Genomic DNA, 21,476 nt, shown 5'->3' with positions numbered 1-21,476 from the left:
GTTATGATGCAAATTCGAACACACGGGACGACGGCTGGCATGAAACTCAAATTCAGTAAGATGCACGGGCTAGGCAACGACTTCATGGTCATCGATGGAGTCCGGCAGACCGTCAAGCTCGACGTGGCACGCATCCGCCAGCTCGGCGACCGCCATTTCGGCATCGGTTTCGACCAGTTGCTTTTGGTCGAGGCGCCGGTCGACCGCGATAATGACTTCCGCTATCGCATTTTCAATAACGACGGCAATGAAGTCGAACAGTGCGGCAATGGTGCGCGCTGTTTTGCCCGTTTCGTCCGCGATCAGCGTCTGAGCAACAAAAACGAAATCCGCGTTGAGACCGCCAAGGGCGTGATCGTGCCGCTGCTGCACGAGGACGGCCTGGTCGAGGTCGATATGGGGCAGCCGCGTTTCGCACCGGACGAGATCCCCTTTCTGGCCGGGAGCGACAGTCTGCGCCAGGTACTGGACACCGAGGCCGGGCGATTCGAAGTCACTCTGGCGTCGATGGGCAATCCGCATGCCGTGCTGTGCGTGGCGGATGTCGCCACCGCCGAAGTCGCCCGCATCGGGCCGGCCATTGAAGGGCACCCGCGTTTTCCGGAGCGGGTCAATGTCGGTTTCATGCAAGTACTCGCGCGCGATGAAATCCGCCTGCGCGTGTACGAACGCGGCGCGGGCGAGACACTGGCTTGTGGCACCGGCGCCTGCGCGGCGGTGGTGTCCGGCATCCGCCTGGGCCTGCTCGATCCGCGGGTCGGGGTCCATACCCGCGGCGGCGACTTGACGATAGAATGGGCTGGCGTCGGCACGCCCGTGCGCATGACCGGCCCCGCAATCACGGTTTTCAACGGCGAAATCGATATCTGAGTCTGGGAGTTCTCATGCAGAGTGACGACGTACTGGCTTTTCTGGAGAATCATCCGGATTTTCTGACCCACCACGCTGATCGCTTCGGCCTCAAGCCCGGCAGCCACGACCGGGTCGTGGTGTCGCTGGTCGACCGCCAGTTGCTGGAGCTCAAGGACAAGAACCGGCAGCAGGAGGCGCGTCTCGCGCAGCTGTTGCGGCATGGCGAAGCCAACGATCTGATCCAGCTGCGCAGCCACAAGCTGGCGCTGGCGCTCGTGCGCGCCAGCACACCCGAGGCCCTGTTGCAGGTGCTGCCGGCCGCCCTGTCCGAACAGTTCGGACTGGACCGCTCGGCCTTGCGCCTCTGGCACCCCGCCGCTGAAGTCCTGGCCGCCCCCGCCTATACCGCCCGGCTCGATATACGCAGCCTCGCGCGCAATCTGTCCGCCCCCTATTGCGGCCCCTATGCCAACGACGAAGTGCTCAGCTGGTTTCCCCCCATGCCGGTGTTGCAGTCGTTCAGCCAGCTCGCGCTGCGCGATGATCGCGGCGAAGCGTTCGGCATTCTGGTGTTGGCCAGCGAAGATCCGGAGCGTTTTACTTTCGACATGCACACCCATTATCTGGCTCAGATCGGCGATCTGATCGCGGCGGCGTGGTTGCGTATTCTGGATCGAGCGTGAGTCTGTTTCCGCTGTCGGGACTGTTTGCCGCCTGGCTGGCTCTGGCCTGGTTGCACGGTTTGTGGCGTCTGATGGCCAGCCGCGACGGCAACGCCCAGGCCTGTTACGTCGCCGGCTTTTTCATGGTCGCCGTCACCGTGCGCGCCGTGCTGCCGCACGAAGCGTTGACGCCGGTGTGGCTGCCCTTCTTCTACTCCTATGCCGTCAGCGGGGCTGCCGCCATGCTGTGGAGCATCTCCGCACTGCGCGCCGACCGCCATGGCGTGCGCTTTGTCGGCACGGAGCCCGAACTGGCCGGGTATTTTGCGGCCGTGCTCTGCCTGCATGTGGGCATCGCCGCGACGACCGCGCTGGGCCGGGGCAAGGCCCTGGCGCTCTATATCATGTTGCCGCCTCTGATGACGGCTCTGGTTTATCTGCTATATCGCGTTTACGCCGCCTTGTTGCGGCGTAACGGCCACCTCGGGTGGCTGGCGCTGGCCGTCGGGACGCTGGCGATGCCGCTGGCCGCCATCGAGCTTGCCCGTGTCATGGTGCCGGCCATCCTGCGCTACTTCTGACCCCGCTGCACGCCATCCCTCCGGCTACGGCTTGCCGGCACAGGCTTGCGCTAGAGCTTGAAGCGCGTGACGATCGCGTGCATTTCCTCGACATGCTCGTTCAGACGGCCGAGCTCCTGATTACTGGCCTGCACCACCTCAAGTGTGTGCGAGGCGTTGCGTGCGATGTCTCCGACATTGTCGGCCACCTTGGCGCAGCTCTGCTGCTGGACCCCGACGCTCGTACTGACCGTCCCCACCAGTGCCATGACCTGGTCCGACTGATCGCTGATCGCCTTGACCGAGTCGCCTGCGGAGTCGATATTGCTTACACTGGACAAGACGCGCACTTCGACGTCTTCCATATCATGCACCGCGACCTGGACTTGCGAGTGGATGGATTTTACGATGGAATCGATTTCGCCGGTCGAACGGCTGGTGCTGTCCGCCAGTTTGCGAACTTCATCGGCCACGACAGCGAAACCGCGTCCGGCCTCGCCCGCGCGTGCCGCCTCGATTGCGGCATTCAGCGCGAGTAGGTTGGTCTGCGCGGCCAGAGATTCGATGACGCTGACAATCTTGGTGATTTCCTGACTGGAGTTCTGCAATTGCTTGAGGCAGTCTCCCGTTTTTTCGACCGCAGCCGAAACGGAACGGATGTCTGCCAGCGCGACGTGGATGACCGCATTGTTGCGCTTGGCGACATCGACCGAACCCGCGCTCAGTTCCCGTGCCTGCCCGCTGTTTTGCGAAATCTGCTGCATGGCGAGGTTCAACTGGCCGAGTTCCTGCTCGATATGCTGGGAGGCTTCTTCTCCCGCTTCGGCGAAGCGGGTCAGCCGCACCGATGCCGCGCCCATGCTCTGGCTTGCCGCGACCGTGCGCCCCAGCCTGTCGTCGACCTCCAGCATGCTGCTCTGCAAGGTCCCCAGGAGTCGGTTCAGCGCCATGGCGGTATGCTCGGCCTTTTTGCTGCACAGCCCATCGACACGGCATGTCAAGTCGTGGGTGTCGGCCACGCGGGTGATGGTCTTTTCGATGAGACGCAAATCGTAGACTTCTTTAAATCCCAGGTACTGGCGGTAGACCACGAACAGGGCAAAGACGAGCAGCAGCCCCATGAGCAATGCGGCATTCAGCAAACGGCTGCGATAGCTCGCATGCAGGGGCGCCAGCCGCTCGGTCAGCACGGCCGGAGAGAGGTAGTAGTATACGGTCCAGGCTGTGTCGCTATGAATGGGCAAGGGCCGGCTCAGCAGCACGCCGCCGAGGCGTTGAGCGAGATCGGGATTGGCCAGGATGCGCGGCAGGGCGGTATTGCGACGATCGAAAATCCGGATGCCGCGCTCGGCGTTGGCCAAGGCGAAATTACCCGGTTGCGGCGGCATGCTGAAGCCGGCTTTTTGCGCTTCTTCCCTATCCTTGCCGGTCAGTACCAGAAACGGAACGTCCAGCATCGCGGCTTCGAAAACATTGGCGCGAACGATGGATGAAATCACCCCCCGCATTTTGTGGCCGAGGTCGTAGATCGGCACTGAGTACAAAAAGCCGGATGCGTCGTAGACATTGCACTCTTTGATCGAGTAATACTGGGTATTGTCGCAGGTGCGCATCAGGGGGGATGTGGCCGCCGGGATATCATCCAGCGACTTGAAATCGAACACCGGGTGCGCCGCCTTTATGGCTGCGATCTGCTTGGGGAAATAGGTATACTCTTCGTCTTCCAGTTCTTCCGGATGGTCCGGGTTCTTGATCTTCTCTTCTTCTTTCGGCTTGTTTACCAACGGTTCCAGACGCACGGTATCGAACATGAAGAAGGGCACCTGCCCTTTTTTGAAGTCCAGTCCTTCCATCACGGCATACACTTCGGACACATTGGCTCGTGCGGCGATATTATTGAAAATCTGCTGCACCGTATTGAATGCATCGGCGGAAAAACGGTGATTGGCGACGATGTCTTCTTTTTCGTCCGCGCGATTGCCGCCCTGAATCGCCCTGACGCTCGGCAGCAGACTGATGGTGCGCGTGTTCTCGTACATCGTGTCGAACAGGTCATGCAAGGTCTTCTGCTTGGCCGTCAAGGCCGGCAGCGCCTCCTGCTCGACGATCTGCCGCCTGGCGGCCTCTTCGCGCTGCCCTTCTGACTGCTGAAGCCACCAGAAACAGGCCGCAGACAGCAGGATAAACCCTGCGCACACCCAGAGCAGACGGACGTAGAGAAACACTTTCCATGGTTTTCGAATTGATCTGGGCATAAGTTATCCGTCAAATAGATAAATGGCATTGCGGAAACGATATTGCGTTATAGACGGTCATGCGGGTGTAACCAAATGACGGCAAGGCTTTGCAAGCTTCCCTGCATGAAAAAACCCGCGACCGACGTGGCGGGTTCATCTTGCCGCCGCCCAGAGTTGGCTCACGGATGGTCCCGATTGACCATCGGCAAGCAAGCATGAGAATGCGGGCATGAGCCGCGATCTTGCCATCGGGTGGCCAATTGGCGATCGCCGGGCGCCGTTCGCTTTGTGATCGACTGTCGGCACACGTTTGAGGGGCTAACACGGTATCGGCGCGGCTTCGTTGCCCGTGATCGAAGACGTCGGCCCGCTGGGTCGCCGAGACTGTTCGTGATCGGCAGGAAGCCGAGTCCGGTGGGCTCTATTTCGGCGGAGTCATGACGGTTCCGCGCGTTTTCTGCCATGCTTGCGCGGGGAGCTGCCCATCACGCGTTTGAAGGCCGTGCTGAAGGCGCTTTCCGACTCGTAACCCAGCGAGAGTGCAATTTCGCCGAGAGAGTCGTGCGTATTTTTCAGACGGTCCTCGGCCAGCCGCATGCGCCATTCGGTCAAGTATTCGATGGGGGATGTGCCTACACGTTCCTTGAACCGCTGCGCGAAGACCGAGCGCGACATGCCGACATGCCGGGCCAGTTTTTCGACAGTCCAGGCCTGGTCCGGCAACTGATGCATTGCGCTGATGGCGTGTTTCATGACGGGATCGCTCAACGCGAACAGCCAACCCGCGCAAGGCGGGCGCTGGTCGCTGAGATGTCGTCTGAGTGCCTGGATCAGCATCAGATATGCCAGGTTTTGCACGACCAGATCGACTCCCGGTTGCTGTGCCTTCAGTTCTTCCCGCATGCTCTCTATCGATGCGCGCATTGCGTTCTTGTCCGCATCGGACTGCAATGCCACGATGGGCGGAAATTGTGTGAAGAGACTCCTTGCGTCGCTGCCCTCGAAGGTAAAGAAGCCGCCGACAATGCTGCAGCGCCCCCCGCCGCCGATGCGCGCCACGCCGTTTTCCCGGCGGATGGTGCTCAAAAAGGGAATCGCATCGACGGGAGGGGTGTCGAGATCCGTCGACAGGCAAAACGCCCGGCCATGCAGCAGCAGAAAACTGTCGCCGGCCATGAGGTGAACCGCGGGTGAATCATCGTCGAGCGAGATCCAGCAATCGCCGTAAACAACCGAATAGCACTTGATGCCTTCATGCCGTCCAAAGTGCAAGGAAACGTTTGCGCCCAGATCCATGCCGCCGGCCAGATAGTGGCGTGGCTTGAGCAAGGCAAGCGCGTTAGACAGTGGATCCATGTCGATTCAGGACGATTGCGAATGTAATAGAGACTTTATCGCATGGACCGTCTCGGCACAAGGCCGTAGGATCGTCGAATGGCTGATGAAATCGGTATCGGCCCAACGAAGAGGAAACGATCATGCGCGTTTTTGTTACCGGAGCGACCGGATTCATTGGTTCTGCCGTCGTAGCGGAGTTACTCGGTGCGGGGCATGAGGTGCTGGGGCTGGTGCGCTCGGACAAGGGGGTTGCGGCGCTCGAACAGGCAGGCGCCAAGGTGCATCGCGGCAGCCTGGAAGATACGGCGGGTCTGCGTAAAGCGGTGGCATGGGCCGAGGGGGTGGTCCATACCGGCTTCAATCACGATTTTTCGCATTTTGCAGAGAACTGCATGCTCGACCGGCGTGCAATCGAGGCCATGGGTGAGGAACTCGCCGCATCCGAGCGCCCCATCGTCATTGCTGCCGGGACGGGCCTTATCGTCAAGGGGCGCGCGGTACGCGAGGACGACCCTGCGCCCCGGATTTCAGCCGCCTTTCCCCGTGCGTCCGAGGCGGCTGCCGATGCGCTTGTCGAGCGCGGCATTCACGCATCCGTGGTTCGGTTGCCCCCTTCCGTGCACGGCGCCGGCGACCATGGTTTTGTGCCTGTCTTGATCGACATCGCGCGCCGGCACGGCGTTTCGGCCTATATCGGCGAGGGACTGAATCCCTGGGCCGCGGTGCACCGGCTGGATGCCGCTGCGGTCTTTCGGCTGGCCCTCGAGCGGGCAGCGAAGGGCGTGCGTTACCATGCCGTAGCGGAAGAACGGATACCATTTCGTGATATTGCCACCGAAATCGGCCGCCAGTTGCAGCTGCCCGTTGAGGGCAGATCCCAAGACGAGGCCCAGGCGCACTTCACATGGTTCACGGCGTTTGCCGAAATGGAGGCGGCGGCATCCGCGCACAGGACGCGGGAATGGCTGGGCTGGGCTCCCGTTCAGCCCTCCCTTCTGGACGATATGCGGCAATCCGGTTACTTCGCGCCATGACTTCCAGCGCCGATGCCGGTAGCGTCCGGCATGGTTCGCCCGGCAGCGGATAGCTGGCTTCCTGGCGCGCAAACTTACTTCACGGGGCAGCTGTTGTCGGTGCGAAAATCCGTCACCCTGATTTTGCCCGCGATGATGTCCGCGCGCGCCTGCTTGATACGCTGCTCCATCCCCGGCGTTATCAAGGCGCGGTTATGTTCGTCCATCGCCCAGTCTACGGCGCCCTCTTTCAAGCCCAGGGACTTGACTCCCGGCTTCCAGCTGCCGTCTTTCATTGCCAGCAAGGCGCCGTAGACCGCGTTGTCCATGCGCTTGACCATCGACGTCAGCATCGTGCCCGGATAGAGGCCGTTCTGGTTGCTGTCGACGCCGATGGCCAGTTTTCCGGACTGCTTGGCCTGCTGCAGCACGCCCAATGACGTCATGCTGGCAGCGGAAAATACCACGTCGACTCCCCGGGCGAACTGACTGCGTGCCAGCTCGGCGCCGCGCACCGGGTCGAAAAAGGCCTTCTCCGTGGCGCCTGCCATGTTCTGAGCCACCCTGACCTTGGGGTCGATATAGCGCGCGCCTTGCACATAGCCACAGCCGAAGGCCCGGATTTGCGGCAGTTCCATTCCGCCGATAAAACCGATGACATGGGTGCGACTTTTCATGGCGGCGGCCATCCCCACCAGGAATGAGCCTTCCTGTTCGCGAAAACGGAGACTCGACACATTCGGCCCGGAAGCGTCATTCGCATCGATCAGGATGAACTGCACTTTTGGGAACTCGCGCGCGACATTCGCAACCGCCGGCGCCATGGCGGGAGCCATCGCCAGGACGGGATTGGCACCACGGCGTGCCATGGCGCGCAGGGTCTGACCATACTGCGCCGTGTTGACCACCTGGATCTCGAGATACGGTGTTCCGAATTCTTTCTTGAAGCGCTCGGCGCCGATGTACGCCATCTCGTAGAAACCTTTGTCATGTTTGTTTCCCATCGTAATCAAGCCGGGCAAGAAGGATGCGCCCTGGACCGGCGCCACCATCAGCGCCATGCAAAGGGCGGCGACGCCCATCGACTTGCTCTCCATTCGTGTCGTCATCATGTCCCTTGTGTGTGAAATGAACGTAGCCCGTTCAACGCCGACCATGCTAGCGCTCGCGGCAAGCTGCGCCGAGGCTACGCGGAACGGGTATTGCCGGGCGGCAGCGTCGGCTTGACTGACGACAAAATCGAATATTACTTTAAACGATAACCATCAAATAAGACTGTCCATGAGAATGAAAAAGCCGCTGCCTGAGCCCGCCGCTTTCGGGTCCACTCCTCATGTTCTGGTGATCGGCGACTCACATGTCGACATTGCCTGCACACAACACACCGCCGGACCCATGCGCCCGAACGGAAGCACCCGTGGCTGCGTGCGCTATAAACGGGGGGGTGTTGCACGCAACAGTGCCGAGAATCTGGCGCTGCTGGGTTGCATCTGCCACTTGATCAGCGTTTTCGGCGACGATGAGCAGGGACGCGAACTGATGGCGGCCACACAGCTGGCCGGCGTCGATCTATCGCATTGCCTGGTGGTATCCGATGCAACGACCGCGACCTGTCTGATACTGAACGATCACGCTGGAGAGATGTTCTTCATGATGGGGGATCCGGGCATCGTCGAACGGCTGACCCCCGATTGGCTGGCCACCAAGAGCGAACTCTTCGGTAACGCTGCTCTGATCGTAGCGAACACGGACCTCAGCGAAGACGCGCTGGCCTGGCTGTTTGCCTGCCACGGCGATTGTCCGCTCTTTTTTGATACGGTCAATGACTCGGTCGCGGACCGCATTCGCCCCTGGCTGAGACAGGTGCATACCCTGAAACCGAATCGCCGCGAAGCCAGCCTTCTGTCGGGGTTGCCGTTCAACTCGCGCGAAGAGGCTCCGGCCGTCGCCAACTGGTTTCATCGCGCCGGGGTGCGGCACGTGATACTGAGTCTGGGCGCACATGGGCTGTATTACAGCGATGGCAGGCAGTCTGGCTGGATGGCGCCGCTGCCGGTCGATGTGATCGACGTTACGGGTGCCGGCGATGCCTTGATGGCCGGTCTGGCCTACGGCTACCTGCACGACCTTCCATTCGCAGATAGCGTGGCGTTCGGCAACGCCTGCGCGGCGCTCACGCTGACCACACAAGCGAACAATCATCCCGAACTGTCAGCGGCCAGTGTGCACGCCTTGCTGCGAGGCCCCGGGCGCGCAACAGCCCCCGGGGCCTCGGGCGTACAGATGCCGTCGAGGCCGTGGGGTAGGCCTTGAAGGGGGCGCCCACTGTCCGGGCCCGGCCGGCTGACGCCGCAGAAGAAACAGAGGCGCCCGGCATCTGCGCAAAGCCCAGCGCAAGCGGCCGGGCAGAATCTACACTAGCGCGCGCCCGACGACCGGCGCCAGCTCTTGCAATTGCGAGACCAGCGCCTGCAGCGCCGAGGGAGACAGCGACTGCTCCGCATCGATGAGCGCCTCGTGCGGGTCGGGGTGCGTGCGGAGCACCAGACCATCCGCTCCTGCCGCGATGGCGGCACATGACAGCGCGCTCAGCTGCGTCGGTTTGAGCGCCGCTCGGGTCGGATCGACGATGACGGGCAGGTAGGACTCCTGCTTCAAGGCTCCGATCGCTCCAAGATCCAGCGTCAGTCTCGCATCGCCCGGGCTCCTGACGCCACTCTCGCAAAAAACGATTCGGTGGTTGCCGCCTGCCGCGATCCGTTCGGCGGCCAGCAACCATTCGCTCAGCGTGCCGGTTGGCGGACGGCGCAGCACGACCGGCCTGTTGAGTCGTCCGACTTCTTTCAGCAACTCCGGGTTGGACAGCGCAGCCCCCCCGATATCGAAGGCATCGATGTCAAGTTCGAGAAAGCTGTCCAGATGCCGGCTGTCGATCAGCTCGGCAATCGATGACATGCCCTGCGTGCGCGCCGCATCGCGCACGATCTCGAGGCTGGCCGCTCCCATGCCCTGAAAACGGTAGGGACTGACATTGGGAGCGAAAGCGCCGCCATGCAGCAGACGGCACCCTGCCCCGCGCGCGAAGCTGGAAATCTGCGCCATCTGGTCGCTGCTCTCCACCGTTCCCGGACCCGCAATCAGCGGCAAGGCGGCACCGCCGAAAGCCTGATCCCGGATCCGGACCTGCACGCTGTCCGGCTTGGCCGCCTGTGCGATCATCCGGTACTCTTTCAGCACGCGCATCGCGCGCTCGACGCCAGGCAGTTGTTCGAAGTGTTCCGGGGATATCGTGCGCTCATCGCCGATGGCGCCGATAAGAATACGCTCGCTGCCACGCGAGACATGCTCGGTCAGTCCGGCGGCCCGGATGCGGGCGACCACGGCTTCGATTTGCTGCTCGTCGGCCTGACGAGCCATAAGAATGATCATGGGATATCCTAAAGTCTGCGGTCGCGAGGGGTGCGCCAGCGTCGCACGATCTTGCGCCCCCGGCACCAGCTTCGGGCCAGCGCCTCCCGCCACGGGGCGCGCATGCGTCGTACGGCAAGAATCAGCCGCCACAACTGACTCTCGGTCAGGGCCGACACGATCTGTTGCTTAAGCCGCTGATAGCGCAAGAACACGCGCTCGAACCAGGGCACGGTCATCAGCGTCGCTTGTGTCAGGACGAACAGACGCGCCACCAGTGCCGTCCCTCCGATCTTGGCGATCAAAATCAGCAGCAGCGCCTTGCCCCCCTGCCCTTCGGCAACCAGATAGACGGCCAGGATCTTCAACGGCAGCAGCGTCAGGTAGGGGGCAAAAAACAATGTCATCGCCCACGGCGCCGACAGGCGAGCAATGCGTGCCTCGAGGCGCGCGACGAAGGGCAAAGCCGCCAGTCGGCCCAGCAGGCGTGCCAGTTCGTCCCATGCCAGCTCCTCGAACAGGATGACCGCAGCCACCAGCAGCAACAACGGCCAGCGGGCCAGTCTACGCAACTGCCGCGCGAGGCGGGCGCCCGTCCCGGGCGAACTCACAGAACGGCGACCGGGTAGGACCCGAGTACCTTGAGGTAGGGTGCACGTTCGGCCAGAGCGTCAAGGACGCGTGCCACGCCGGCATCGTCCTTGTGCCCTTCCATATCGATGAAATAGACGTATTCCCACAGGCCGCCGCGCGATGGACGCGACTCGAGGCGGGTCATGGAAACCCCATTTTCGGCGATGGGGGCCAGCAAGGTATAAACCGCGCCTGGTTTGTTCGGCGCCGAAACCACGAGCGAGGTTTTATCCTCGCCGCTCGGGCTGGTTTCCTGGCGACCGAGCACCCAGAACCGGGTCGTGTTATGCGGCTCGTCCTCGATATTCGATGCGATCTTCAGCAAGCCGTAGCGTTCGGCCGCCGCCTGGCCCGCCAGGGCGGCGGCCCCCTCGTCTAGACTCGCCAGTCGCGCCGCCTCGGCATTGCTGGCGACCGACACCCGTTCGACCGTCTCCGGCAGGTTCTTGTTCAGCCATTCGTGGCACTGCGCAAGCGCCTGGGCATGGGCATAGACGCGGCGAATGCCGTCGGAGCCTGCGCCTTTGCGCAACAGATGGTGATGGATGCGCAGCACGACCTCGCCGCATATCGACAAGGGGCTGGACACCGTCAGGTCCAGGGTGCGTCCTACCCCGCCTTCGGTGGAGTTCTCGACCGGCGCCACGACATAGTCAAGCGTGCGCGCCTCGACCAGGCGGAATGCCTCGTCTATCGTGGCGCAGGCAACGGTGTGGGCCGCGTGGCCGAAATGCTTGATGGCGGCCAGTTGGGTAAACGTACCCTCGGGGCCGAGATAGGCGATCGACAGCGGTCGTTCGAGCGCCAGGCACTCGGACATGATTTCACGGAACAGCCGGGCGACGGCCTCGTCCGGGAGCGGCCCCGGGTTGATGGATTTGATCCGGCGCAGCACCTGTGCTTCGCGCTCGGGACGATAAACCACACCCCCGCCCTTGATCTCGCCGATATGGCGGGCATGCAGGGCGCGCTGGTTCAGAAGGTCCAGGACCTGGGCGTCCAACGCATCAATGGCGTCGCGATGTTGTTTCAGTAGTTGTTCCGACACGTTTACTCGTCTTTCACAATGACAAACAGACCTTCTTCAATCGGGTAAGTTTCCGCGAGATAGCCTGGGGTGGCAAGCACCTGGGCGATAAATTCCTGGCACTCTCGCGCCCGGCTCAGCGCCTTGTCCATCACGACGAGTCCGCCCGGCCGCAGAACGCGCTGGATATGGGGCCACCACTGCGGGTAGGACGCCAGGTCGGCATCGAGAAACAGGAAGTCGACCGGGCTGGTTTCCAGCCGTGCGAGCCAGGTTCCGGCGTCGACGGTCAGCAGGCTCGCAACGCCTTCCACCCCCAGCGATTCCAGATGGGACAGCGCCTGCTTCTGACACGCGGCGTCCAGGTCGAGGCTGGTGACATGTCCCTGACTCGCCTGCGTGGCCAGTGACAGCCACAGGCAGGACAACCCGATACCGGTGCCGATTTCGAGTATGCGGCGAGCGGAGCTGGCGCGAATCAATTGATATAGAAACCGGCCACTGGCAGGGGCTATCGCTCCTGCGTTCGCGGCCGCGCCCTGTTCCCAGATAGCGTGCAGATGTTGCAAGGTGCTAGGACTCAGCATGATGCCTCCCCTGGTGCTAATCTCCGGCTCGAGAATGCTGCGGCACACTCGTTATGATAAGTGACTTGCCGTTCGAGCAAAAGCAATAAAAAACCCCGCTCGTCGGCGGGGTGGGTGCACAAGCCTCGGCACGCTTCAATGGTGCTGACGGGCAAAGTCCTGCATGAAATGCACCAGCGCCTTCACGCCTTCGATCGGCATGGCATTGTAAATCGAAGCGCGTAGTCCGCCAAACGAACGATGTCCCTTCAACTGGATCAGGCCGTTCTTGCGTGCCTCGCTGAGGAAGCTGTCTTCCAGCGCATCGTCGCGCAGGCGGAACACGACGTTCATCTGCGAGCGGAACGGCTTCTCTACATGACTGTAGTAAAACCCTTCGCTGGAATCGATGGCATGGTACAGCAAGCCGGCTTTTTCGGTGTTGCGCGCCGCAACCCCCTTGATGCCGCCGCGTTCCTTCAACCATTTGAACACGAGTCCCGCAATATAAATCGGGAAGGTCGACGGCGTGTTGTACATCGAATCGGCATCGGCATGCACCTGGTAGTTGAGCATGGTCGGCGTCTCCGGCCGTGCATGGCCGAGCAGGTCTTCGCGCACCACCACGAGCGTCAGGCCGGACGGACCGATATTTTTCTGGGCCCCGGCATAAATCAGCCCGAACTTGCTGACATCGACTTCGCGCGACAGAAAATCGGACGACATGTCACAGACCAGCGGCACCTCACTGTCGGGGACGTCGGGGAACTGCAAACCGCCGATGGTCTCGTTGGAGGTGTAGTGCAGATAGGCGGCCTGCGGATCGCGGTGCCAGGTCGACGGATCGGGAACATAGGAAAAATTGCGGTCCTCGCTCGAGGCGACCATATTGACGTGGGTATAGCGCCGGGCCTCTTTCATCGTCAGCTTGGACCAGTGCCCGGTATTGACCACATCGATCGATGCCGCAGGACCCGCCAGGTTGAGCGGCACCATGCAGAACTGCTGCGAGGCACCGCCTTGCAGGAAGAGAACCTTGTAATTGGACGGAATGTTCATCAACGACCGCAGATCTTGCTCGGCCTCGTGGATGATGCTCATGAATTCTTTGCCGCGATGGCTCATTTCCATGACGCTCATGCCCGAACCGTGCCAGTCGAGCAGCTCGCTTTGCGCTTCGGCCAGCACTTCGTGCGGCAATACAGCCGGTCCGGCGGAGAAGTTGTACACCTTTGTCATGTCCATCCTCTGAAATCAGCGTTACTGGTTGGTGGCCAGCAGAAAATGTGCCCGCGCCACCGCCACGGGATTCTCGGGGCTGTCTTGCCATGCCTCGATCAGTACATGCGCCACACGCTTGCCCTGGCGGGTGATGGTGCACCGTGCAAACAAGGTCTGCGGCCTGCCCGGACGCAGATAGTCGAGCGAAAAGTCGACAATCTTGGGGGTTTCCAGCGAGTCGCGATTCCACATCAGGTGAATCAGCGCTGCATTTTCGAGAAACCCTCCGATCAGGCCGCCATGCAGTGCGGGCAAGGCGGTGTTGCCGACATGGCGGGGATGATAAGGCAGGGTAAACAACAGACTGCCTTCCGCATCTTCACCCAGGGTGGCCCCCATGAAGCGGGCATACGGCAACAGATTGATGATGTCGCTGTAGCGACGGGCATCGCGCAGAGCCGAAAAAGCCTGCATGAATTCGCTCATCGAACCGCCTCCTCGCCACTCATCGGCATCGGGCTCGACTCGCGCATGAATGTCGCAACGCCGTGGGCGATCGGATCGTCCGGCGTGTCGTGAAAACAGACCGCACGCGTAAAAGCCACCTGGTGCGCCAGGCGGTAGCACTCGGCCCGACAAAAAATCGCGCGTCCGGGCTGGGCCGCCTTGAGGTAATCGATGCGCAGGTCCAGCGTGGCTATCGCCTCCGCTCTGTCGAGCTGCGCCGCAACGGCGGTGGCGCTCGACGTATCCACCAGCGAGGTGATCACCCCGCCGTGGATGACCCCCGTGACCGGGTTGCCGACCAGGTCTTCGCGCCAATCCACCCTAAGGGTGACTCGCCTCTCGGCGTCGCACCCCAGGTAGCTCAGACCGAGCGCGAGCGAATGCGGCAAACTCACGAACAGCCGGCTCAGCGATTCAAGCAATCCGGGATTCGCCCCCCCGCTCATTCGACTGCCGGCTCGTCGCCGTCGACCGCGCCGCCCTCCTCTGCATCGATGCTGCCATCCTCGTCCTCGGCTTCGCTTTCGGCGACTTTTTCAAGGCCGATCAACTTTTCGCCCTCGTCGAGGTTGATCAGGCGCACGCCTTGCGCGGCGCGGCCGGTTTCGCGGATTTCCGCGACACGGGTGCGAATCAGCACGCCGCCCGTGGTGATCAGCATCACCTCGTCGGCTTCGGTCACCAGCGTGGCGGCAACCAGCGCACCGTTACGCTCGGAGGTGTCGATCGCGATGACGCCCTGCGTGCCACGCCGACTCTTGCGATAGTCGCAGATCGGGGTGCGCTTGCCATAACCGTTCTCGGTGGCGGTCAGCACCTGGCTGAGTTCGCTATCGGAAACCAGCAGCGAAATCACGGTGCAGTTATCGGGCAGGTCCATGCCGCGTACGCCGCGGGCATTGCGGCCCATCGCACGCACATCGCTTTCGCTGAAGCGGACGGCCTTGCCATTGCTCGAGAACAGCATGACTTCATGCTCGCCCCCGGTCAGTGCGACGCCGATCAGGTTGTCGCCGTCGTCCAGATCCAGCGCGATGATGCCGGCCGAACGCGGTCGCGAGAAATCGGCCAGCGAGGTTTTCTTGACCGTGCCGCCTGCGGTGCACATGAAGACATACTGATCCTGGCCGAACTCCTTGACCGGGAGCATGGCATTGATTTTTTCGCCATCGGCCAGCGGCAGCACATTGACCACGGGCTTGCCGCGGCTCGCGCGCCCACCCTGCGGCATGTCGTAGACCTTGATCCAGTAGCAGCGTCCGCGCGAGGTGAAGCACAGCACATAGTCGTGGGTATTGGCTGCGAACAGGGTCTCGATGAAATCGTCATCCTTGGTGGCCGCCGCCTGCTTGCCGCGTCCGCCGCGGCGCTGCGCGCGATAGTCGTCGACCGGCTGCGCCTTGAGGTAGCCGGTGTGAGACAAGGTGACCACCATCTCTTGCGGCGTGATCAGGTCTTCGATGTTGATGTCGCCGCCGAACGGCTCGATCTCGGAACGGCGCGGATCGCCGAACTGTACCTTGATCGCCGTCATTTCGTCGGCGATGATCTGGTTGATGCGTTCCGGACGTTCGAGGATGTCGATCAGGTCCAGGATGACTTCCATGATCTCGTGGTATTCGGTGACGATCTTGTCCTGCTCGAGTCCGGTCAGGCGCTGCAGGCGCAGGTCGAGAATCGCCTGGGCCTGCACGTCGGACAGATGGTAGCCATCGGCCTGCAGGCCGAACTCGGCGCCCAGCCCGTCCGGACGGGCGCGGGTCTGGTCGACGCGCGACAGCATGTCCTCGACCAATTGCGAGTGCCAGCCGCGCTGCATCAGCGCGCTCTTTGCGAGTGCCGGATTTTCCGACGCCTTGATCAGGGCAATGATTTCGTCGACGCTGGACAGGGCAACGGCAAGGCCTTCGAGCACATGGCCGCGTTCGCGCGCCTTGCGCAGTTCGAACAGGGTCCGCCGGGTGACCACTTCGCGGCGGTGCCGCAGGAACTCTTCGATCACCTGCTTCAGGTTGAGCAGTCGCGGCTGGCCGTCGACCAGCGCCACCATGTTGATGCCGAAGCTGTCCTGCAGCTGGGTCAGTTTGTACAGGTGATTGAGCACGACTTCGGGCATTTCGCCGCGCTTGAGCTCGATCACCATGCGCATGCCGGACTTGTCCGACTCGTCGCGCAGATCGGAAATTCCTTCGATCTGCTTGTCGCGGACGAGTTCGCTGATCCGTTCCAGCAGACGCGCCTTGTTGACCTGGTAAGGGAGTTCGTCGACGATGATGGCCTGTCGGTCACCGCGTCCGATGTCCTCGAAATGGGTGCGGGCGCGGATGATCACTCGCCCGCGGCCCGTGCGATAGGCTTCGCGGATGCCGGCCGTGCCATAGATGATGGCGGCGGTCGGGAAGTCGGGCGCCGGGATGATGTCGATCAGTTCGTCGATCGTCATCTCAGCGTTCGCCAGTACGGCGAGGCAGGCGTCGATCACCTCGGGCAGGTTGTGCGGCGGAATATTGGTCGCCATACCGACGGCGATGCCCGAGCTGCCGTTGACCAGCAGGTTCGGGATCTTGGCCGGCATGATCAGCGGCTCGTTTTCCGAACCGTCGTAGTTGGGTCCGAAGTCGACGGTTTCCTTGTCGATGTCGGCCAGCAACTCGTGCGCGATTCGCGCCATCCTGATTTCGGTGTACCGCATCGCCGCGGCGCGGTCGCCGTCGACCGAACCGAAGTTGCCCTGTCCGTCGACCAGCGGGTAGCGCAGAGAGAAATCCTGCGCCATGCGCACGATGGTGTCGTAAACCGCCGAGTCGCCGTGGGGGTGGTATTTACCGATGACATCGCCGACGATACGGGCCGATTTCTTGTAGGCTCGGTTCCAGTCGTTGGAGAGTTCGTGCATGGCGAACAGCACGCGTCGATGTACCGGCTTCAGACCGTCCCGTACGTCGGGAAGGGCGCGCCCGACGATCACGCTCATGGCGTAATCGAGGTAAGAGCGGCGCATTTCCTCTTCCAGGCTGATCGGAATCGTTTCCTTGGCGAAAAGCTGATCTGTCATGGGTAAAAGCTTATCTTCTTGTATTGGCAAATAGAGGGTAATTCTACCACGCCGTCAGCTTTCCCGCATGGCCGGGCCATGAAAAACCACGGCCGCACGGCCCTTGTCTGCGGGGCAAGGCCGTCGTGAGGCGATGGGGATGCCGCCAGGGCGTACGGCGGCCCAGGCGGGGAACGCCGTCCGGCGCGAAAAAAGGGGGCCGTCCCTGCCCGTGCCGTGACACGTTCGCGTCTGCGCGCGGCGACACGGGCGGGGAGCGGGCGCCTTGCGCGGCGTGCTGATGGCGGGGGTGAAATAAAAAACCGGACCCGTCGCACCCCCGGAACGGGGCGACGGGTCCGGTTTTCGCCGCGCGCGGCGAAGGGTCCCGGGTCTAGCGGTGACGGCGGCGGCGCACGATCAACACGCCAGCCAGTCCCAGGCCCAGCAAAGCATAGGTCTCGGGTTCCGGTACGGCAGAAATCGACGCCGTGGAAAATTCGACGCGTATACCGCTCGGATTGCCAATGTTGGCCGCACCGGTCGACGTGTTCTGAATCGTGAAATCGAGCGTATTCACACCCTGCTGGAAGCCGCTGGCGATGGCGAACGGGGTCCAGCCCTGAAAGCCCACGCCACTGCCGGTGCCGGGCATTGACGTCTGGCTGATCACGTGCCCGTTGAGCGTGATTTGCACGCCGTAATTATCAGCCTGCCACTGGCCGAGGAGCCTGGCCGTCGAAGCCAGTTCGTTCGAGCCTATGGTGAAGGTCGTCTGGTAGGTGTAGGCGGTGTTGGCGGCATCCGACACCAAGCCGCCGTAGCTGGCCTGTGGCGCAACCCAGGACGAGGTCGCGCTGTCGCTGGACCATGAGCCGTTCAGCGGAAAACTGGCGGCGGAAACGAGTTGCGCGGCAGAAAAGACCCCGCTGTTGCCAACTTCGAACGACCAGTTGCGGTCGCTGCCGGCGGCTACAGAGGTGCCGGTATTCGAAAGGCCGAGGACGTTGGCATGAGCCGCGCCCGCAGCAGCACTCAACAAGGCCAGCAAGACGGTTTTCTTCATTTACGCCCCCAATAGCGAATCCGCGAATCGCCGCGAAAAAACACAATCCGGTTCTCCGTTTCGAAAATTGGAACCGGTATCGTCAACAGTATAATTTTAACAGAAAATTACGACAATATGATTTCCGTTTCCAAACGTAAATACGCAACGCCCTCTCATGCCCGGCGGCGACGGCGGGCCAGCAATACCCCGGCCAGACCCAGACCCATCAAGGCGTAGCTTTCGGGTTCGGGAACGGGCGAAACCGTCGCGCCGCTGAATTCGACGCGCAGCCCGGTCGGGTTGCCGGTGTTGCCGGCATCGGTCCCGGTATTCAGGACGGTAAACTGCAAAGTGTTCACACCCTGCTGAAAACCGCTGCTGATGGTAAACGGTGTCCAGTTTTGGTATCCGGCTCCGCCCGATGCGCCCGGCAAGGTGCTGACCGCGACGGCATGGCCGTTAAGGGAGACCTGGACGCCGATATTGTCAGCCTGCCAGGCGCCGTTGATGAGAGCCGTCGCCGCATTGTCGCCGGCACCGATAGTGAATGTCGTCTGGAAGGTATAGGTCGAGTAGGCGCTATCGGACAGATTGCCGACATAACTCGCACGCGGGGCGATCCAGGACGAAGTCGCCGTATCGGCAGACCACGCGCCGTTGAACGGGAAGCCCGCGGTGGATACGATCTGCGCGGCACTGAAGACTCCGGAGCCCAGCCCCTGGGCGAACGTCCAGTGGGTGTCGCTGCTGCCGTTGGCAGAAACGCCGGTGCTGTAGATATTGAGCACATCCGCATGCGCGACGGCCGAGGCCAGCACTAGAGAAGCAAGCAGCAGTGTTTTTTTCATATTTTCCCCGATTTTGATCATGTTCTGACCGCTGCACCCAAACGGACATCCCGCACGCGCGCAATCCAAGCCGTACCGCAAGTCTGAGGGGCGAGAGAAAATATGCCAATACGAATAAAGTATGATCTAAGGGAAACTGGTGCGGATAAATGACGCGCCGCCTTGCGGCGGCGCGGGGGGGGCTTACTTTAAGCTGCCGGACAGGAACTGACGCAAACGTTCGCTTTGGGTATTGCCGAACACTTGATCCGGATGCCCTTCTTCTTCGACCAGGCCCTTGTGCAAGAACAAGGTGTGGGTCGACACATTGCGGGCAAAGCTCATTTCATGCGTGACCACCACCATGGTGCGCCCCTCTTCGGCCAGGTCTTGCATGACCTTGAGCACCTCGCCGACGAGCTCCGGGTCCAGTGCCGACGTGGGCTCGTCGAACAGCATGACTTCGGGTTCGACCGCCAGCGCACGCGCGATGGCGACACGTTGCTGCTGCCCACCAGACAGGTGCGACGGGTATTTGTTATAGGTCCGCTCATCCAGACCGACTTTTTGCAAGTAGCGCACGGCATTGTGCCGCGCTTCGTCCTTGTTCACTCCCAATACGTGAATCGGCGCCTCGGTGACATTTTCCAGTACCGTCATGTGCCCCCACAGATTGAAGTGCTGAAACACCATGGCCAGCCGCGTGCGCATGCGCTGCAATTGCTTGTGATCGGCCGCATGCAGCTCGCCGTTCTTGGCCTTTTCCAGGCGAATCGCTTCGCCGTTCAGGCTTATGATGCCAGCGTTCGGTTTTTCCAGAAAATTGATGCAGCGCAGAAAGGTGCTCTTGCCCGAGCCGGACGAACCGATGATGCTGATCACATCGCCGGCGCGCGCCTTGAGAGATACGCCTTTCAGCACCTCATGCGTGCCATAGCTTTTGTGCAGGTCTTCAACTGTCAGTTTGTACATAAGGAACATCCTTGTTTACGCCCCGCGGGCGACCCGCCCCGCGCTTCGCGCCGGGGCGGCGGTATTTATAATCAGCCGTTCATCGGACGCAGGTGCGCCAGCAGTTTGCGTTCGGCGCGGCGGAACAGGGCCACCAGAACGAAGGTAATGCACAGATAGAGCAAGGCGGCCAGGCCGAAAGCATCGAAAGAATCGTAGGTGGCCGAATTGGCGTCGCGCGCGACTTTCAGTATGTCGGGCACGGTCGCGGTAAAGGCAACCGTCGTCGCGTGCAGCATCAGGATCACTTCATTGCTGTAGGCCGGCAAGGCGCGGCGCAGGGCGGACGGAATGATGACCCGGCGGTACAGCGTGAAGCGCGACATGCCGTAGGCGCGGGCGGCTTCAATCTCGCCATAGGGAGTCGCCTTGATCGCGCCGGCGAAGATCTCGGTGGTGTAGGCGCAGGTATTCAGCCCGAACGACAGCAAGGTGCAGTTCATGCCGTCACGGAAAAACACGTTCAGCATTTCGTGATTGCGCACCACGTCCAGGCTGTACATGCCGGTGTAGAACAAGAGCAGCTGCACGTACAGCGGCGTTCCACGAAACACATAGGTGTACAGCCAGACCGGCCACGCAAGCAGCTTGTTTTTGGAAACCCGCGCCACGGACAGGGGAATCGACACCACGAAGCCGAAGGCGATCGAAATGGCCAGCAGCCACAGGGTGATGGCGACACCCGAGAAATGATAGCCGTCGCTCCACAGGAAGGCGCGCCAGAATTGTTGAATGATATCGCTCACAGCTCAGCCTCCCGTACGCCAGTGGAGTAATGACGCTCCAGCCACATCAGCACCAGATTGGATACCGACGTCAGTGCCAGGTAAACGAGGCCTGCGATAACGGTAAAATAAAACACGCGATAACTGCTCTTGCCCGCGTCGATCGACGCCTTCACGACATCGGCCAGCCCGATGATGGAAACCAGTGCCGTTGCCTTGAGCATGACCTGCCAGTTATTGGAGATCCCCGGCAAGGCAAAACGCATCATCTGCGGAAATTGAATGCGCGAAAAAACCTGCCAGCCGCTCAGTCCGTAGGCGACGCCAGCCTCGATCTGCCCTTTGGGTACCGCCAGGAAGGCGCCGCGAAAGGTTTCGGTAAAGTAGGCGCCATAAATGAAGCCAAGCGTCAGCACGCCGGAAACCATCGGATCGAGATCGATCTGGCTCAGGTGCAACGCTTCAGTAATCTTGTTCAGGCCGATTTGCAGGCTGTAAAATATCAGCAACATCAAAACAAGGTCGGGCACGCCCCGTATCAGCGTGGTGTACACGGTGGCCACCGCGTTGACCAGCGGGTTGGTCGATACACGGCCGCCGGCGCCGAGAAGCCCGATGACAAAGGCCACCAGGAGCGACATGACCGCCAGCTCGATGGTGACCCAGGTGCCGGCCATGATCAGTGACCCAAATCCATCCAAAAACATCTCCACTCCCCTAATCTATGAGTGGGTGCAACATCCCCAACCGGAAGGCTGGAACCAGAAGACCCTCAACACAAAACGCGCCCCGGAACCGTCTCCGGAG

Annotated in this window: 21 protein-coding genes; 5 read left to right on the top strand and 16 right to left on the bottom strand. The window is 61.6% G+C overall.

What is annotated here, in order from left to right; all coding sequences use genetic code 11:
- Nucleotides 1–39: 39 nt before the first annotated feature.
- The 3 genes from dapF to G520_RS0110630 are packed head-to-tail and all read left to right on the top strand — an operon-like array spanning nucleotide 40 to nucleotide 2,095.
- Nucleotides 40–870, top strand: coding sequence for a diaminopimelate epimerase (dapF, locus tag G520_RS0110640; RefSeq protein WP_028535651.1), 831 nt, complete (start codon nucleotides 40–42; stop codon nucleotides 868–870).
- 14 nt (nucleotides 871–884) lie between these two features.
- The gene (locus tag G520_RS0110635; RefSeq protein WP_028535650.1) at nucleotides 885–1,535 is read left to right on the top strand and encodes a DUF484 family protein; all 651 of its coding nucleotides are present in this window, start codon (nucleotides 885–887) and stop codon (nucleotides 1,533–1,535) included.
- Nucleotides 1,532–2,095 carry a hypothetical protein gene (locus tag G520_RS0110630; protein WP_028535649.1) on the top strand — a complete coding sequence of 188 codons (564 nt, stop codon included), beginning with the start codon at nucleotides 1,532–1,534 and terminating at the stop codon, nucleotides 2,093–2,095. Before G520_RS0110635 ends, G520_RS0110630 begins: the two co-directional genes overlap by 4 nt.
- Nucleotides 2,096–2,145: 50 nt before the next feature.
- On the opposite strand, the gene G520_RS0110625 is transcribed toward G520_RS0110630, so the two are convergent.
- Nucleotides 2,146–4,329: a methyl-accepting chemotaxis protein gene (locus G520_RS0110625; RefSeq protein ID WP_084637578.1), complete on the bottom strand. Its 2,184-nt coding sequence runs from the start codon at nucleotides 4,327–4,329 to the stop codon at nucleotides 2,146–2,148.
- A 417-nt stretch (nucleotides 4,330–4,746) separates the two neighbouring features.
- Nucleotides 4,747–5,667 (bottom strand): AraC family transcriptional regulator, encoded by a 921-nt coding sequence (locus G520_RS0110620; RefSeq protein WP_028535647.1) that lies wholly within the window; start codon nucleotides 5,665–5,667, stop codon nucleotides 4,747–4,749.
- Between the two features lie 122 nt (nucleotides 5,668–5,789).
- Here G520_RS0110620 and G520_RS0110615 point away from each other — a divergent pair, with 122 nt between their 5' ends.
- A complete protein-coding gene (locus G520_RS0110615; RefSeq protein WP_028535646.1) occupies nucleotides 5,790–6,683 on the top strand; it encodes an SDR family oxidoreductase in 894 nt (297 codons plus the stop codon).
- A 74-nt stretch (nucleotides 6,684–6,757) separates the two neighbouring features.
- On the opposite strand, the gene G520_RS0110610 is transcribed toward G520_RS0110615, so the two are convergent.
- Entirely contained in the window at nucleotides 6,758–7,774 is a 1,017-nt protein-coding gene (locus tag G520_RS0110610; protein WP_246542650.1) for a BMP family lipoprotein, read from the bottom strand.
- Between the two features lie 169 nt (nucleotides 7,775–7,943).
- Between G520_RS0110610 and G520_RS22410 the strand changes: the two genes are divergently transcribed.
- Nucleotides 7,944–8,975: a PfkB family carbohydrate kinase gene (locus G520_RS22410; RefSeq protein WP_084637577.1), complete on the top strand. Its 1,032-nt coding sequence runs from the start codon at nucleotides 7,944–7,946 to the stop codon at nucleotides 8,973–8,975.
- Nucleotides 8,976–9,074: 99 nt separating this feature from the next.
- Here the strand turns inward: G520_RS22410 and G520_RS0110600 are convergent, their stop codons facing one another.
- The 13 genes from G520_RS0110600 to G520_RS0110540 form a co-directional block, all read right to left on the bottom strand.
- A complete protein-coding gene (locus G520_RS0110600) occupies nucleotides 9,075–10,091 on the bottom strand; it encodes a 3-deoxy-7-phosphoheptulonate synthase (protein WP_028535644.1) in 1,017 nt (338 codons plus the stop codon).
- An 8-nt stretch (nucleotides 10,092–10,099) separates the two neighbouring features.
- Entirely contained in the window at nucleotides 10,100–10,681 is a 582-nt protein-coding gene (locus G520_RS22405; RefSeq protein ID WP_156876920.1) for a hypothetical protein, read from the bottom strand.
- Nucleotides 10,678–11,751, bottom strand: a complete 1,074-nt coding sequence (gene pheA / locus G520_RS0110590) for a prephenate dehydratase (RefSeq protein WP_028535643.1) — start codon at nucleotides 11,749–11,751, stop codon at nucleotides 10,678–10,680. Before pheA ends, G520_RS22405 begins: the two co-directional genes overlap by 4 nt.
- Nucleotides 11,752–11,753: 2 nt before the next feature.
- A complete protein-coding gene (locus tag G520_RS0110585) occupies nucleotides 11,754–12,317 on the bottom strand; it encodes an O-methyltransferase (RefSeq protein WP_028535642.1) in 564 nt (187 codons plus the stop codon).
- A gap of 135 nt (nucleotides 12,318–12,452) precedes the next feature.
- A complete protein-coding gene (serC, locus tag G520_RS0110580; RefSeq protein WP_028535641.1) occupies nucleotides 12,453–13,535 on the bottom strand; it encodes a 3-phosphoserine/phosphohydroxythreonine transaminase in 1,083 nt (360 codons plus the stop codon).
- Between the two features lie 21 nt (nucleotides 13,536–13,556).
- On the bottom strand, nucleotides 13,557–14,003 hold the full coding sequence (locus tag G520_RS0110575) for a PaaI family thioesterase (RefSeq protein WP_028535640.1): 447 nt from the start codon (nucleotides 14,001–14,003) through the stop codon (nucleotides 13,557–13,559).
- Nucleotides 14,000–14,470, bottom strand: coding sequence for a PaaI family thioesterase (locus tag G520_RS0110570; protein ID WP_036666024.1), 471 nt, complete (start codon nucleotides 14,468–14,470; stop codon nucleotides 14,000–14,002). The genes G520_RS0110575 and G520_RS0110570 overlap by 4 nt, the downstream gene beginning before the upstream one ends.
- The gene (gene gyrA, locus G520_RS0110565; RefSeq protein WP_028535638.1) at nucleotides 14,467–17,079 is read right to left on the bottom strand and encodes a DNA gyrase subunit A; all 2,613 of its coding nucleotides are present in this window, start codon (nucleotides 17,077–17,079) and stop codon (nucleotides 14,467–14,469) included. The genes G520_RS0110570 and gyrA overlap by 4 nt, the downstream gene beginning before the upstream one ends.
- 373 nt (nucleotides 17,080–17,452) lie before the next feature.
- Nucleotides 17,453–18,124 (bottom strand): PEP-CTERM sorting domain-containing protein, encoded by a 672-nt coding sequence (locus G520_RS0110560; protein ID WP_028535637.1) that lies wholly within the window; start codon nucleotides 18,122–18,124, stop codon nucleotides 17,453–17,455.
- 155 nt (nucleotides 18,125–18,279) lie between these two features.
- Nucleotides 18,280–18,954: a PEP-CTERM sorting domain-containing protein gene (locus tag G520_RS0110555; RefSeq protein WP_028535636.1), complete on the bottom strand. Its 675-nt coding sequence runs from the start codon at nucleotides 18,952–18,954 to the stop codon at nucleotides 18,280–18,282.
- A 183-nt stretch (nucleotides 18,955–19,137) separates the two neighbouring features.
- A complete protein-coding gene (locus G520_RS0110550; protein WP_028535635.1) occupies nucleotides 19,138–19,905 on the bottom strand; it encodes an ABC transporter ATP-binding protein in 768 nt (255 codons plus the stop codon).
- A gap of 71 nt (nucleotides 19,906–19,976) precedes the next feature.
- Nucleotides 19,977–20,690, bottom strand: coding sequence for an ABC transporter permease (locus G520_RS0110545; protein ID WP_028535634.1), 714 nt, complete (start codon nucleotides 20,688–20,690; stop codon nucleotides 19,977–19,979).
- Complete coding sequence (locus tag G520_RS0110540; RefSeq protein WP_028535633.1) at nucleotides 20,687–21,376, bottom strand: ABC transporter permease; 690 nt, start codon at nucleotides 21,374–21,376, stop codon at nucleotides 20,687–20,689. The genes G520_RS0110545 and G520_RS0110540 overlap by 4 nt, the downstream gene beginning before the upstream one ends.
- Between the last annotated feature and the right edge of the window lie 100 nt (nucleotides 21,377–21,476).

Source organism: Paludibacterium yongneupense DSM 18731, assembly GCF_000422925.1.
Taxonomy (GTDB): domain Bacteria; phylum Pseudomonadota; class Gammaproteobacteria; order Burkholderiales; family Chromobacteriaceae; genus Paludibacterium; species Paludibacterium yongneupense.
The sequence above is the reverse complement of the archived record's forward strand: the minus strand, read 5'-3'. Positions and strand labels throughout refer to the sequence as shown.

Bases quoted from the DNA above. Each gene is read 5' to 3' on its own strand.
- G520_RS0110585 (WP_028535642.1), bottom strand. From the start codon at position 12,317: ATGCTGAGTCCTAGCACCTTGCAACATCTGCACGCTATCTGGGAACAG.
- G520_RS0110570 (WP_036666024.1), bottom strand. From the start codon at position 14,470: ATGAGCGGGGGGGCGAATCCCGGATTGCTTGAATCGCTGAGCCGGCTG.
- G520_RS0110635 (WP_028535650.1), top strand. From the start codon at position 885: ATGCAGAGTGACGACGTACTGGCTTTTCTGGAGAATCATCCGGATTTT.
- G520_RS22410 (WP_084637577.1), top strand. From the start codon at position 7,944: ATGAGAATGAAAAAGCCGCTGCCTGAGCCCGCCGCTTTCGGGTCCACT.
- serC (WP_028535641.1), bottom strand. From the start codon at position 13,535: ATGACAAAGGTGTACAACTTCTCCGCCGGACCGGCTGTATTGCCGCAC.
- G520_RS0110575 (WP_028535640.1), bottom strand. From the start codon at position 14,003: ATGAGCGAATTCATGCAGGCTTTTTCGGCTCTGCGCGATGCCCGTCGC.
- G520_RS0110610 (WP_246542650.1), bottom strand. From the start codon at position 7,774: ATGATGACGACACGAATGGAGAGCAAGTCGATGGGCGTCGCCGCCCTT.
- G520_RS0110620 (WP_028535647.1), bottom strand. From the start codon at position 5,667: ATGGATCCACTGTCTAACGCGCTTGCCTTGCTCAAGCCACGCCACTAT.
- G520_RS0110540 (WP_028535633.1), bottom strand. From the start codon at position 21,376: ATGTTTTTGGATGGATTTGGGTCACTGATCATGGCCGGCACCTGGGTC.
- G520_RS0110615 (WP_028535646.1), top strand. From the start codon at position 5,790: ATGCGCGTTTTTGTTACCGGAGCGACCGGATTCATTGGTTCTGCCGTC.
- G520_RS0110555 (WP_028535636.1), bottom strand. From the start codon at position 18,954: ATGAAAAAAACACTGCTGCTTGCTTCTCTAGTGCTGGCCTCGGCCGTC.
- G520_RS0110560 (WP_028535637.1), bottom strand. From the start codon at position 18,124: ATGAAGAAAACCGTCTTGCTGGCCTTGTTGAGTGCTGCTGCGGGCGCG.
- gyrA (WP_028535638.1), bottom strand. From the start codon at position 17,079: ATGACAGATCAGCTTTTCGCCAAGGAAACGATTCCGATCAGCCTGGAA.
- G520_RS0110550 (WP_028535635.1), bottom strand. From the start codon at position 19,905: ATGTACAAACTGACAGTTGAAGACCTGCACAAAAGCTATGGCACGCAT.
- G520_RS0110625 (WP_084637578.1), bottom strand. From the start codon at position 4,329: ATGCCCAGATCAATTCGAAAACCATGGAAAGTGTTTCTCTACGTCCGT.
- dapF (WP_028535651.1), top strand. From the start codon at position 40: ATGAAACTCAAATTCAGTAAGATGCACGGGCTAGGCAACGACTTCATG.
- G520_RS0110600 (WP_028535644.1), bottom strand. From the start codon at position 10,091: ATGATCATTCTTATGGCTCGTCAGGCCGACGAGCAGCAAATCGAAGCC.